The organism is Microbulbifer maximicatervae (SeqCode), assembly GCF_056232625.1.
In genome coordinates this window covers 4,543,607-4,557,627 of record NZ_CP174324.1, presented here as the reverse complement: position 1 = coordinate 4,557,627, position 14,021 = coordinate 4,543,607, and the positions used below count along the sequence as shown (strand labels likewise).

Here is a 14,021-nt window from a genome sequence, read left to right as displayed (position 1 = left end):
AAAGCCAGGACACTATTTCAAAATTCAGTCTTCATCATATCCGCAGTGAGTACCCGCTAGCTCACTGAGTTCAATTAAATTAATAATCTCAACTGATCGGCCACTCACCTTAATTAATTTTTCTCGCTGAAAGCGCGAGAAAAGCCGGCTGACAGTTTCCGCTGTCAAACCCAAATAATTAGCGATATCAGTGCGCGGCATCGATAAAACAAACGCACTGTGAGAGTATCCACGGCGAGCGTAACGGCTGGAAATATTAATCAGAAGAGCCGCCAAACGAGTATCGGCAGAGCGCTTGCCCAACAACATTAAAATATCATTTTCCTGGCGCAACTCTTCAGAAAAAATGCTGTAAATCTGCTGTTGCAGGGCTGTCACCTGCTGGGCCAAAATTTCCAGTTGAGTAAAAGGCAGCAGGCAAACACTGCTGTCTTCCAATGCTTCCGCATAACTCGGATGTACCCGAGTACTGTAGGCATCCAGACCGAGCAGTTCCCCAGGTAAAGCGAAGTGGGTGACCTGAGTGTCACCATCTGCGGCAATCACCACAGTTTTAAAACTACCTGAGCGAATTGCATAGAGATTGGCAAATGGATCGCCAGCTCGGTAAAGGGTCTCCCCCGCTTTAATTATTTTCTTTCGACGCGTGATCTGCTCTAGCCGATCAATATCAGACTGACACAAACCAGCTGGCAAGCACAAACGCCTGACTGAACAGTTGCCGCAACTAACAGCTGTAGAGGAATCCATCATACTAAACCGGTCGGTAAACTAATTTGCCGCAATTGTAACGGCTGTCGAGCCGTTAGTCTCCTGCCGGTAGCTATAGAACACGTGAATATTTCGCATCTGTTTCTTGACTGTGCAAATACATATCAAATGCAGCGGCAACATTTCTCACGAACCAGCGGCCTTCCTCGGTAACAATAATATTTTCGTTATCCTGATAAATTAGACCATCGTCAAACATAGGCTGTAAGCGCGCTAATTCCTCAGAGAAATACTCCTCAAAGGAAGCACCTATACGCTGTTCAACAAGGTTTTTATCCAGGCGCAAACGACACATTAATTCACTAATAATCCACTGGCGCAAATGATCTTCATCATCCATTAACCAGCCGCGGCAGGCTGCAGATTTTCCTTCTCCAATCGCCTGAGTATATTCTTTTAAGCGATGTAAATTTTGCCAATAGCCATCGCGACTGTAGCTGATCGCCGATGCCCCCAGACCGACCAAAGCATCTGCCGGCATTAGGGTGTAACCCTGGAAATTGCGCTGCAGCATACCGGCATGGGCTGCCTTAGCCAGTTCATCCCCAGGACGGGCAAAGTGATCCATCCCCAAAAATTCATACCCCGCCTTACCCAGGTGCTCTACAGCCGCCAGCTGCATCGCCACTTTTTCTGCAGCAGAAGGGATTAAATCCGTATCAATCAGGCGCTGGGCCTTAAATCGGTGTGGCAGGTGTGCATAGTGATAGAGAGCGATGCGGTCCGGTTGCAGCTCCAGCACTTTATCCAAAGTGCGGTGCAGGCTGCTCAGCCCCTGCTTGGGTAGTCCGTAAATCAGGTCGTAGGAAATGGACTCAAACCCGCGCTCACGCGCCGCTACGGTCAACTCCGTGACTTGGTCGGCACTGCAGATACGATTGATTGAACGCTGAACTTCGATATCGAAATCCTGCACCCCCAGGCTCAAGCGGTTAAAACCCAGTTCTCGCAGGGTATCCAGGGTCTCTAACTCAAGGGTACGTGGATCGGCCTCAATACTGTATTCAACCCCGTCGCCTGGGCGCAAATCAAAAACTTCAGCCAGCCCTCCCATTAAGCGACGCATATCACTATCACTCAAGAATGTCGGCGTACCACCGCCCAAGTGCAATTGGGTAACGGGGACATCAGCCACCTTATCCCGGTACCACTGGGCTTCCTGCAGCAAGTGATCCAGATAACTGGAAGCCAGTCCATACTGGTGAGTGATTACTTTATTACAAGCGCAGAAGTAACAGAGAGAACGGCAAAAAGGAATATGAACATAAAGGGACAAGCTACGAATATCCTGCAGTGCTGCCCAGGGCTCAATTCCATTTAATGTGTGAAAACGATCGGCGGTAGGATACGAAGTGTAGCGCGGGCAGGGTCCGCTATAACGGGATAAGAGTTCTTCAGACAACCCTCCCACGGGGCTTTTAATCTCTTGCTTCATATTCATTCACACCTCGTTCGGTAGTTTGCTTGGAAATCCGACACAAACAAAAAAGCAGCCACCGGGTCTTCGACCAGAAAACCACAGTGACTGCTCTACCCCAGACCTATTTATTGCTACCTTTTAGAAGCGGTAGCCCAGACCAGCCATGTAAACCAGCGGATCAATATCCACATTGGCAGTCACTTCACCCAGGCCAGGTACTTTGACTTTGGCGTCGGTCTCGATGTCCATCCAGAACACAGACATATTGAACAGCCAGCGTTGATCGGCACCGAAGGTAAAATCGATACCGGCTTCTGCTGCCAGGCCAAATGAATTGTCCAGGGACAGTTCTGCATCACCGGTGGCGCCAAGGCCTTCGAAAGCGCTATCGGCGGTGCTGCTGATTTCTTCATCAAAGAAAGCGGTGTAGTTCACACCCAGGCCAACATACGGCTGAATGTTGGACTGTGGCTCCATCGGATACCATTGAACCAACAGAGTCGGCGGCAAGTGCTTGGTTTCCCCCAGGTTGAAACTGCCCAGGCCCTCGCCAACAACTTCGATATCGTGGCTGAACGGCGTTGCGGCAACCAGTTCCAAACCCCAATGATCGCGGAACATGTAGACGCCGGTCAGGCCCAGTGCGGAACCGTTATCCACATCAACACCAGTTTGGTCGATGCCGGTTCCATTCAAGGAAAGTACGCTGGAATTAGCATCGGGTGCTACAGTGGCCATGCCACCGCGCAGAATTAAACTGCCTTGTTCATAGGCCAGTGCGGGTGCAGAAAGTACGGCGGTCAAAGCGGCTGTCGCACAAGCAGTTATACGATTCATTAACTTCTCCATAAAGCGATTAGGCATTTTTCCCGACTCAGGAAGGGCCCCCCTCCAGGCACAATCACAAGTCGCGGACAGGTTACTCGCTGGCTGCCTGAGGCTGCTTGATCCAAATCAAGCTGCCGAATTACCTGGAAAAAAATCCATTGGAATGTGCAGCAGCAAGATAATTGCGCTGTTTAAGGGAGACCCGTTTCCGGGAAGGGGCGGGGAAGATAGCGGCTCAGAAAGTCCGAGGGAACCGAGCACTCAATGGTATTTGATACGATCTTGCCAAATTGAGAACTACCGCAAATTTTTTCTTTAGGTGACAAGGTTGAGGGCAAGCAAACCAGGCCAAAACTGCACCACTGCCGACATTGCCAGACTGTGGTGCAAGGCCTTTAAACAGGCGCTAAGTAAGGCTGCCCGCCGGGCGCCGGAACATATTCTGAATACTGGAGAAATCCAGTTGCCGGTTTTCCTCACTGGCGCCATGCAGTTGGAAAAGATTTTTCGCCAGGGCTCCCATCGGAGTAGAGGATGCACTGGTTGAGGCGGCATCCATAGCCAGTCCCAGGTCCTTGAGCATCAATGCCACACTGAAACCGCCGGAATAGCCCTTTGCCGAAGGCACGCTCTCCATAGTGCCCGGGTAGGGATTGTAGTTAGCCAGGGACCAATTATTACCTGAACTTTCCCGCATGATATCGCTCAGTACCTTGGCATCCAGCCCCTTATCCACTCCCAGCTGTAAAGCTTCTGCGGTACCGGTCATATGGATCGCGAGCAACAGATTGTTGCAGATCTTTGCCACCTGCCCGGCACCGGCAGCACCGGCGAGGTATATCTTACTGCCCATCACCTGCAGCGGGGCCCGCGCTGCATCAAATGCCGCTTCATCCCCGCCGCACATAAAGCAAAGCGTCCCCGCCTGTGCTGCAGCTGTACCACCGGATACCGGAGCATCTATCGCTCTCAACCCACGCTCCCCGGCAGCCTGGCTGACCAGGCAGGCATCCTCTGCGGAGATAGTCGAACAGTCGATAATCAGGGTATCGGCCGGGAGTTGCTGCAACAACCCAGCCTCTCCTAGGTAGAGCCCTTTCACCGCGTCGCCACTGGGCAACATGGAAATTACGATATCCGCGCCCTCAACAGCCTGTTGGGCGCTGTCACAGGGCAGGCAGCCGTCTCGCTGTGCCTGTTCCAGAGCAACAGGGCTCAAATCAAATGCCGCTACGGTATAGCCGGCCTTCGCCAAGTTGGCAGCCATGGGGCCACCCATATTACCCAAACCAAAAAAGGCTATCTTTTCCATAAAAGCCACTCCCTATTTTGTTGTTGGTATCCCTGGCGATTAACAGCCCGGGACGCTCGGTAAATACGATATCTACAGGTCGGCCAGCGGGTGCTCACCGCCCCAGGGTCCCTCAAAGCAACTCTCCACCTGCGCAGGTGTAATCTGTTCCAAGCTGTCAGGTTGCCACTGGGGTTCGCGGTCTTTATCAATCAACAGCGCGCGCACCCCTTCCTTGAAGTGGCCACTGGCACAGAGGTTTACCGCGAGTGCCAACTCCATGCGGTAGATATCCGCCAGGGACAGGTGTCGAGCCCGCTGTAATTGCTCCCACACAATCCAGGGGGTCAGCGGAGAGCCACCTGCCAAAGTGGCAGCTGCCCGCTGCAACCACTTATCCACACCCTGGTATGCACTGATGGCGGCACAAACCTCTGGCAAGGTGGCAAAATCGGTAAGCTGCTGGATTTGGTCATAATGCTCTCGCAGAGCAGACTCAGGCCGCTCCAGAAGGGGCAGCTCCTGGGATTTAAGGCAATTGCTAATTAACTGGTGATTGGCTTCCAGGTTTTCACCAAAACTGAGCCCCGCTAACGCAGACAAGACTGACTCCCGCTGGTCCTGGCCTATCATGCGGTCCGCCATACCGGCAAACAGGGCATCGGCGCCATTAAACTGCGCACCGGTCAGCCCCAGGAAAAGTCCAAGGCGCCCGGGCATACGATTCAGGAACCAGCTGCCCCCCACATCGGGAAACAAACCAATCGTAATCTCCGGCATTGCCATACGAGTGGTTTCGGTCACAATCCGGTGGCTGGCTCCCGCCATAATGCCGATACCGCCTCCCATCACGAAGCCACCGCCCCACACCACGACGGGCTTGGCGTAAGTGTGAATCTGGTAGTCCAGGCGATATTCGCGGGAGAAGAAGTCGGTGGTGAATCCGTAGTCCGGTGTCTCACCATAGGCGGCGGACTCCCGATACAGCGCCACCACATCGCCGCCAGCGCACAGCGCCTTGTCGCCACTGCCATCGATCCAGACTGCTGCGACTTCAGTGTCTTCAGCCCAGCGGTCCAACTGGGCCGACAACAGATCGATCATGGATGAATTTAAGGCATTGAGAGCCTTGGGGAGGTTTAGTGTCGCGATCGCCAGGGCGCCGCGCCGGGAAAACAACACCGGGGAATCCTGATCCATTTTTATTCGTCTTATAGCTCTTGTACTAGATAGTGTCGCAGTTAAACACAGATCACATTTGACGTCAGCCACACGCGAGTACAGCGGGCTACCACAGACATGCCCGGTTGCACTTTTTACGCAAACTGATAAGTTGCGCGCAAAATCTGACCGATTCCAACACCCATTACGGAACCCCAAATGGCCGAATACGTATACACCATGAACCGGGTGGGCAAAGTAGTGCCCCCCAAGCGCGAGATCCTCAAGGACATCTCCCTCTCCTTCTTCCCCGGCGCCAAGATCGGCGTACTCGGCCTCAACGGCGCAGGTAAGTCCACCCTGCTGCGCATTATGGCTGGGGTCGACCAGGACTTTAACGGCGAAGCCCGCGCAATGCCCGGCATCAAGGTCGGCTACCTGCCCCAGGAACCGCAACTCGATGCCAGCAAGACCGTGCGCGGCAACGTAGAGGACGGTGTACGCGAAGCCATCGACGCCCTCGCCGGCCTGGAACAGGTCTACGCCGATTACGCCGAGCCCGACGCGGACTTCGATGCCCTGGCCAAGAAACAGCAACAGTTCGAAGACATTATCCAGGCCTGGGACGCCCACAACCTGGAGCACCGCCTGGAAGTTGCCGCAGACGCACTGCGCCTGCCCCCCTGGGATGCGGACGTAACCAATCTGTCCGGCGGTGAAAAGCGCCGTGTGGCCCTTTGCCGCCTGCTGCTGTCCCGCCCGGATATGCTGCTTCTCGACGAACCCACCAACCACCTGGATGCGGAATCCGTATTCTGGCTGGAGCGCTTCCTACACGATTTCACTGGCACTGTGGTTGCCATCACCCACGATCGCTACTTCCTCGACAATGTTGCCGGCTGGATTCTGGAACTGGACCGCGGCCACGGCATCCCCTGGGAAGGCAACTACACCACTTGGCTAGAACAAAAAGAAAAGCGCCTGGAGCAAGAACAGCGCGGCGAACAGGCCCGCGCCAAAGCCATGCAAAAGGAACTCGAGTGGGCCCGCCAAAATCCCAAGGGCCGTCAGTCCAAAAACAAGGCCCGTTTGTCCCGCCTGGAAGAAATGCAGTCCCAGGACTTCCAGGCCCGCAACGAGACCAACGAAATCTACATTCCGCCCGGCGAGCGTCTCGGCGACAATGTGATTGAGTTTAAAGGTGTGAGCAAAGGCTTCGGCGAGCGCCTGCTGATCGACAACCTGTCTTTCCGCGTGCCCAAGGGCGCAATTGTAGGTATCGTCGGCGGTAACGGTGCCGGTAAGTCCACCCTGTTCCGTATGATCAGCGGCACCGAGCAGCCGGACTCCGGCGAGATCAAGATGGGTGAAACCGTTAAGGTCGCCTACGTTGAACAGGGTCGTGAAAATCTGGATGACAGCAAGACCGTATGGGAAGCCATCTCAGACGGCCACGATATGCTCAAGATCAACAACTACGAAGTGGGCTCGCGCAACTATGTTGGCCGCTTTAACTTCAAGGGCAGTGACCAGCAGAAGCGCGTAGGCGAACTCTCCGGCGGTGAACGCGGACGCCTGCACCTGGCCTATACCCTCAAGCAGGGCGCCAATGTACTGCTGCTGGATGAACCCTCCAACGATCTGGATATCGAAACCCTGCGCGCCCTAGAAGAAGCCCTGCTCAACTTCCCCGGCTGTGCCCTGGTAATCTCGCACGATCGCTGGTTCCTGGACCGCGTTGCCACCCATATCCTCGCCTATGAGGGTGAGAGTGAAGCGGTATTCTTTGAGGGTAACTACACCGAGTACCACGAGGACTTTGTGCAGCGCAAAGGTGAGGATGCAACACCCCATCGCATGCATTATAAGAAGCTTAAGACTTGATTTTAAAAGTAAAAAAGCCCGCAAAAGCGGGCTTTTTTACTTTCGAAGAAATAAATACGAGCTGATTATTGAAACTCGTATAAATTCATCAAGCAACTTAATTTTGTAGACGAGGTGGCTCGATTGCTCCGCCATCAGGTCCAGCAGTGATATCAGTTTCGATGTTCATATAAATCTCCTGTCGTATAATTTGTTCTCAACAAATATCCAATTAGGTCATTGGATGCTACCAAGCTTAACCTGATTACACTAGATTACACCATTAATAATCAATAATTATGGGGGAGCAATCACAAATAAATTTTTCATTTGGCACAAAATACGACTTAACTCCTGCCGTTATTCCAGCTAAAAAACAAAGATAAATTACCACCTTGTAAAACCCCAATTATCCACCAAAATGGTACAAACGTAGCAAGCATTAAACCTTGCATCTCATATAGTGAAATTTTTTCCAATCCTTTTTAACTTTTCTATTGGCAATAGCTTTCTCAAAAAATCCCGCAAATCAAAATATTTTTAATAGCATATTACTACCGCTGCAATTAGCTACGAGCTGCACCACCAATACAGGGCCACTCCTAGGCTGAGCAATCCCTTAAAAAACTAAAATTTCATAAAAACTTCACTTCCATGATCAGCTATGGGTGAGCAATAACAATTAATGTTTTCGAGTTTCTTTGTACACAAGCCAGCGCCATACTTAGGTTCTCAGGATCGAGTGCAGCAAAGCTCTCATCTAGTACTACTAGCTCAGCGTTTTGTAACAGCGCGCGGGCAATAAATAATCGACTCATTTCTCCATGAGATAATCGCCAGCCCATCTCCCCCACTGTCTGTAGAATTCCCGCCGGCATTTTCCTTAAAAGCGGTGTGAGGCCCAGTTCCTCGCAGATTATATAAGCTCTACGCAAGCTCTCCGGGCGGGGCGGCCACTGATCCCCCATCAGTAAATTAAATAAGAATGAATCCCCCAACACATGGTTTTCATGAAACTGGGGAGCAGAAGCAACCATCCTTCGCCAAGATTCAACACCGATGCTCGCACGATCATAGCCATTGAGTAGTAACAGCCCATCATCCGGTCGTTGAATACCGGTGAGGACATTCGCCAATGTGGATTTCCCTGAACCAGAAGTGCCCTGCAGTAAAAGCCGGTCGCCAGGATAAATGCTGAGGTTGCATCCCGCCAACACTGCTTGATCTTTTCCCTCGTAGGTGAAACGGATATCGCGTAAATAACACAGCGGCTGCGAGGAATCCTGCTGGCCGGCCGACGCGGCCATTGCCAAACCGGCACTGCCCCTTAAGTGGCGATCCTCTAGGGAAAATAGTTCACGTACTTTTTCCCAGGAAATTGCGGCACTTAAGGCGCTGGAAAAACCATTCATACACTTTGAAACTGCGCGATATCCCAACAACATGCCTCCAAAGGCAATTGCGAGTTGGGTGCTACTGACACTGTCGCTAATAAATATAGGGGCCAGCCCCACGACCCCTAAAAGTAACCACAGGCGCGGCAAAAAAGCCTGTAAACGCACCATGGTGTTATCCATGTGAGAGGAGCTTTCCAGATAGTCATTTAACTCACTGTCTTCGCCCCGGTGCCACTCGCCAGGTGCCTGCTGCGCGAGCCGGGTGCGATGACCGATCATTTTCTCAATCAAACGGTGAGTCATTGACAGACGCTGTGCTGTCCACTCTTTGCGGCCGTAGTACTGTGCCCGCCCGAGAAAAAATGCAACCGCTAAAAATAGGGGCAAAATTGCTACATAGATAAGGCCACCAGCTCCCATCAGTAAAATTGAGGCTGCAATTAACAGTTCTACAACGCCTAGCAATAATAAAAAGGCCCCCTGTAATGCACTGGCTTCTATATTCTCCGCATCGTAAACCCTGCCCAATACCTGACCTGACCCCATATTCCGAATACGACTGGGAATAACGCGCAGCGCGCTGGCGAGTAATCGCTGTTTCAAGAGTGCGCCGGTCTCAACGGAGACCACACCTCGCAGCCGAGCCGTGAGCAGGGATAGGGGAACCTGAGTCACCAATAACAATACCCAGGCAGATAGCCAGCCCGTATCAATATGGCCCTCGAGCACGGCCCTACCTATCACCCACCAGCTACACAGAAAAATAGCCATCTGGGCACTGTGACAGGCAAGCATGGCGGCAAAGCGCCAATACAACCCGCGCTGGCGAAGCTGTAGGCGGAAAGACCGGTGAGAGGATTGACGCAACAACCAGAAATCATCCAGGCGTACGCCGGCAAGATTTTCTCGCAGCAGGGCAGTCATGGCTTTCTTGCGCCGGCGCCCTTGAATGTGTGCACTATCCAGCAACTGTTCGATACGCTCGCGCCGGGGCCCTTCAAGCTCGCGAGCCAGCTGCTGAATAACCAGCTCTAGGCAAACTTTCTCCAGGTGCAGTGCCGGTGTGAGCAGCTGTAACTTATGCCCCCTGCCACCACACAGTGCGATAAAATATTCCCCCTCGGGAAAGCGAACCCGTAACAGCGCCGGGGCGGCTCCCAACAGCATGGTTTCCAGCTCTGGGTAGCTACAACTCACCTGCTCCACTTGCAAGTCCAAAGCTTCAGCACCTGCTTGCAACCTGGCATTCAACTCCAGGGTGCTTCCAAGGGATTTGAGCTCCGCTACTTCAGGCTCCAAGCCGCTGTATTTTGCCAACGCTTGTAAGGCGGCCTCCAGCTGCGACACTGGCCAGCAATAGGGCATTAATTCTTTACTGCTCACTGGCAACCTCCGTAAACCGGGAGGCCGGTGTCGCCCCAGGAACTCCTTGTACTTCTGTCAATTGACCGCTGGCCATGCGCAAGTGACGCCAACTGCTACTCTGCCAACACTCTTGCCAGAGACTGCTTTCAGCTGCCAGTAGCTGCGTATAGCGCGTGTCGCCCTGGGCTTGAAGCTCAGTGGGCTTACCATCTTCAATAATGCAGCCCTCGTCCACGACCAAAACACGAGGAAAGTCCCGGGTTTCACTGATATCGTGGGTAATACAGATCAGGGTGACCCCCTGCCAAACCTCCCGCACCCGGTTCATCAGGCGCTGCCGCTGTTGGCGATCAAGCCCCCTGAACGGTTCATCCAGAATCACACAAGCAGTTTCCTCGCGGCCAAGTGCGCGTCCCAGACGTACGCGCTGCCCTTCACCACCACTGACCAGGGCACCACTTTCGCCTAGCGGGCTTTGCAGCCCCTCCGGTAGCGCTGCTACCAGCTTGAGCAAATCCGCTTGCTGTAAAATGGGGTAAAGCGGAGCTCCGGGCTTATTGCCGTAACTCAAGTTTTCCAGAAGGCTGCTATTCCACAGCTGAATTGCGGGATCAACCCAGGCACAGTGAAGGCGAAAACGATGCAGTAATTCTCCCTTCAACTCTCCACCATTGAGCATCACACGGCCACTGGCGGGTTTGTGCCACCCCAGCAATAATCCGGCAAGGCTCGACTTGCCAGCGCCGGATGCTCCGACCACAGCAATTTGCTCACCGGGGCTGATTTCCAGATTTACCCTGTCGAGAATAGTGCGACCGCTGGCATTAACGCTGACATTCTCAAACTTGATACCCACCGGTTTTGCCGGAGAAAATTCCACACTATCAGCAGAACTTTTTTCTGTGTCTGTTTCAGTGACTGCTTGCAGCGGTTCGAGGGCTCTCAGTAAAAAATTCCGTTGCCGTGGATAACTTCGCATCAGTCCCGCAATTTCTTCACCCAGCGGTGGCAGTGCCAATACCCAATAAATCAATAAAAGCAGATCGGGACTTGCCCCTCGTGCATTAACACAATAAATCACCAATACACTACTGAGGGTACAATTAATCAACAGCTGCACCGCCTGGCTATTGAGCTGAAAACTCAGTGATGAGTATCCAGCTCTTATCCATTCAGTGAGCAGGTTTTCATGCTCACGCCGTACAGACTCACCAGCGCCGTGCGTACGGATTGGAATAACTCCCAGCAGCGCATCCATATAGAAGCGAGCCAGGGCTCCCGCATGAGTTTGTACTCTCATACTGTAATCAGTGAGTACTGGATGGAACATCAAGGGTACAGCGACTTGCAATACCGACATGACTAGCACCAAAGGAGCGGCAGCTGGAGCAAGCCAGATTATTCCGAGTGCAGTAGCGAACAGGGAGAAAATTTTAAAAATGAGACTCGTCCCGAGAACAGGCAAATCTCTCAAGGCGGTAATACGATGTGAGCGTTCGGCTGTATCAGAGGTGGGACGGCTCTGAAAGAAATGATCAGGTATTTTGGGTAGGGCCGCTAAAAACCGTATGCGGAAACGATTTTCCAAACGGCGCCCAACCACCATTTGGACTTTTGCTGCGGGAAACTGCAATAGCATTAATGTGATCATAAAGACCAACAGCAATGCAATCGTGCCTGCTCGCTGTATCTCTGTCGCTAACTCGCTGTGGATATCAATCAGGCCACGGAAAAGCAAGGCTTCGAACATCAGCCCCAATACCGCTCCGAGCAGAGCAATAAATATAGTGAATGGCGCAATCAATCCATCTTCGCGCATCAACCCCCAGAGCTGCCTGAGAGGTTGAACCGGTGGCTCCCGCAAAGCCCTGGATAGCGCTTCCGATTTCGGTTTGACTTCACTGACATCGCGAACCCCTTTTACGCTCACGATGACCGCGCCACTATACTCCAACTGCTCCGGCGACAGTTCAATTGTCTCTGCAGGCTCACTTCCACGGGGACGGGACGGTCGAGTACACCAGTAATTCTCTGGTACTAAAGAAAATGCTTGGGTGGTATCTGTAGTAAATTCAACAGACAGCCGCTGCAACATACCACTGACCTCAGTTCCGCGCTTTATCGCCCCGGACGTAACCAATGAGGAGAGCATTCGAACAGATGCATCGAGAAATGCCAACGAGAGCCAACTCTCATCCTTTAGCGCTTTTTTACAGAGCGTGGTGGCCTCTTTATTGCCAACCTTTAACTGAGCAATACGCTCTTTCAGCGGGGCAATAAAATCATCACCACCTGCCCAGTTTCTCCAGCCCTGAGGGGGCACCCGTGCGGTATGAACATGCAACTCATCCAAAAAACGACGTGCGCTGGGCCAGCGCCTACCACTGGCGGGATCCATCACCTGCACAATACCGCGATGATTTTTCCAGGCCACGACAAAATGAGTGTTACCGTTTGGTAGCCGTACCACAACCAATCCCGGCAAGTAGCCGGTGGAGCTCAATAAGAGATGATCCACGGGAACCACCATCTGGGCAGCTTCTAGCCCAAGCTCTACCGCAATTTTTTCCAGGGTATTTATCGAGGTTCCATCTACATCAGTCTGGCAGGCATCGCGCAAATGGCCGTAGTGTGTATTTACACCAAAACCTTCGAGCAAGCACTTCAGGGAAGCCGGACCACAGTCCATATTAGAGGTCTGAACTACCTCAGGAACTAACCAGCGTCTTTTGTTTTTCACTGCTACGCTCCCTCTTCCACGGTCTCTGCGGGAGCTTTGGCCGAGAGTATCTCACCCGTCCTTTGTAGAAGCAGTTGGTATGGTGTTTTCTTGCCTGTGGCAATTTCTACCCTGGCCGGTAAATCATGCAGTAAAGGGAGATGGGGCGGTGCTTCACCTTGTAAGGATAGCTGTACAAGAACTTTGCCTTGCTGGACGGCACTAGCGACCCGTTCTACTCGGGCCTCCAATTGCCCATAACGGGCCCAGGAAAATCCATCCAGTTTTACTTGGGCCTTCTGCCCGGGCTGGATATGCCCCAATGCTAATGCGGGTGGGAAAAATGCCTGTATAGAAATATCACCTTCTGCTTGAATCGTTGCAACTTGCTGTCCTTTAACTAGAACTTCACCTTCGCGAATTTTTGCTAGCGAGGCCAACACGCCAGTAATGGGCGCTCGCAGATTCTGTTCACGTACTGCAAGATAGCTTTGCTCAATGCGAGTATCTACTTCTGCAAGCTTGGCACCAAGCTCCTGATGTCGCTGCTCTAACGCACTCAATTCAAGCTGATATTCACTAATCAGTTGTGCCCGGCGATCCTCTAAAGCATGGATATCTGCTTGCACTTTTAGAGTTGCCATTGCCATTTGCTGGTACGTTCGTTTTGCAGCCAGATAATCCAATTCGGAGCTTTGTTGTTTCTGCAACAATCGCTCATAGCGATCGGTAACATCTGCTTGAATTTCTTGATTATCAATTTGAAGTTGGTACTGCTGCTCCAATAAATTCAATTGGTCGCTAAGGGCCTTTTCATCTTCACCGAACTTTTTATCTAGTAACTCTCTTTCCCTTTGAACTGATTCTAGTTGATCTCGCAGGCTTTCAGATATTTTACTATCCCCCTGCAAATTCAAATTAAGTACGGAAGTATCAAGTTTAATTAATACATCATCTTTCTCTAATGTATCTCCCAACTCTGCTTCAATGTGAACAACACGCCCAACCCGTTGGGTACTCACGTGAACAGTATTTTGTTCCTGCTCTAATTTCGCATCTTCAGTCACGCTATAGGTTGTAACTTCTACTGTGAAGAACCATATAGCCCATGCCACCAGAAGTAAGACACCTAGAGCAGTAGCGGCAACCAAGGCACGGATAGAGTCTGAAGTAATAGAACGAGTAGTGTGAAAAAAAGGCGTTGAC

At 52.0% G+C, this 14,021-nt stretch carries 9 protein-coding genes; 1 reads left to right on the top strand and 8 read right to left on the bottom strand.

The window, feature by feature from the left end; all coding sequences use genetic code 11:
- Positions 1 to 24: 24 nt before the first annotated feature.
- The 5 genes from fnr to ACJJI6_RS19850 all read right to left on the bottom strand — a co-directional run bounded on the left by fnr (position 25) and on the right by ACJJI6_RS19850 (position 5,510).
- A complete protein-coding gene (gene fnr, locus ACJJI6_RS19870; protein WP_444916193.1) occupies positions 25 to 750 on the bottom strand; it encodes a fumarate/nitrate reduction transcriptional regulator Fnr in 726 nt (241 codons plus the stop codon).
- A gap of 73 nt (positions 751 to 823) precedes the next feature.
- The gene (gene hemN / locus ACJJI6_RS19865) at positions 824 to 2,206 is read right to left on the bottom strand and encodes an oxygen-independent coproporphyrinogen III oxidase (protein WP_475711853.1); all 1,383 of its coding nucleotides are present in this window, start codon (positions 2,204 to 2,206) and stop codon (positions 824 to 826) included.
- Between the two features lie 123 nt (positions 2,207 to 2,329).
- Entirely contained in the window at positions 2,330 to 3,028 is a 699-nt protein-coding gene (locus ACJJI6_RS19860) for an OmpW/AlkL family protein (protein WP_444896042.1), read from the bottom strand.
- 397 nt (positions 3,029 to 3,425) lie between these two features.
- On the bottom strand, positions 3,426 to 4,331 hold the full coding sequence (mmsB, locus tag ACJJI6_RS19855) for a 3-hydroxyisobutyrate dehydrogenase (protein ID WP_475711852.1): 906 nt from the start codon (positions 4,329 to 4,331) through the stop codon (positions 3,426 to 3,428).
- 72 nt (positions 4,332 to 4,403) lie between these two features.
- Positions 4,404 to 5,510: an enoyl-CoA hydratase/isomerase family protein gene (locus tag ACJJI6_RS19850; protein ID WP_444907209.1), complete on the bottom strand. Its 1,107-nt coding sequence runs from the start codon at positions 5,508 to 5,510 to the stop codon at positions 4,404 to 4,406.
- Positions 5,511 to 5,690: 180 nt separating this feature from the next.
- Between ACJJI6_RS19850 and ettA the strand changes: the two genes are divergently transcribed.
- Complete coding sequence (gene ettA, locus ACJJI6_RS19845) at positions 5,691 to 7,355, top strand: energy-dependent translational throttle protein EttA (protein WP_444911565.1); 1,665 nt, start codon at positions 5,691 to 5,693, stop codon at positions 7,353 to 7,355.
- Positions 7,356 to 7,996: 641 nt separating this feature from the next.
- On the opposite strand, the gene ACJJI6_RS19840 is transcribed toward ettA, so the two are convergent.
- From ACJJI6_RS19840 to ACJJI6_RS19830, 3 genes are read right to left on the bottom strand one after another with little or no spacing between them, the layout of a single operon-like run.
- Positions 7,997 to 10,114, bottom strand: coding sequence for an ATP-binding cassette domain-containing protein (locus ACJJI6_RS19840; protein ID WP_475711851.1), 2,118 nt, complete (start codon positions 10,112 to 10,114; stop codon positions 7,997 to 7,999).
- A complete protein-coding gene (locus ACJJI6_RS19835; RefSeq protein ID WP_475711850.1) occupies positions 10,104 to 12,836 on the bottom strand; it encodes an ATP-binding cassette domain-containing protein in 2,733 nt (910 codons plus the stop codon). The genes ACJJI6_RS19840 and ACJJI6_RS19835 overlap by 11 nt, the downstream gene beginning before the upstream one ends.
- A 2-nt stretch (positions 12,837 to 12,838) precedes the next feature.
- Entirely contained in the window at positions 12,839 to 13,966 is a 1,128-nt protein-coding gene (locus ACJJI6_RS19830; protein WP_475711849.1) for an HlyD family secretion protein, read from the bottom strand.
- Between the last annotated feature and the right edge of the window lie 55 nt (positions 13,967 to 14,021).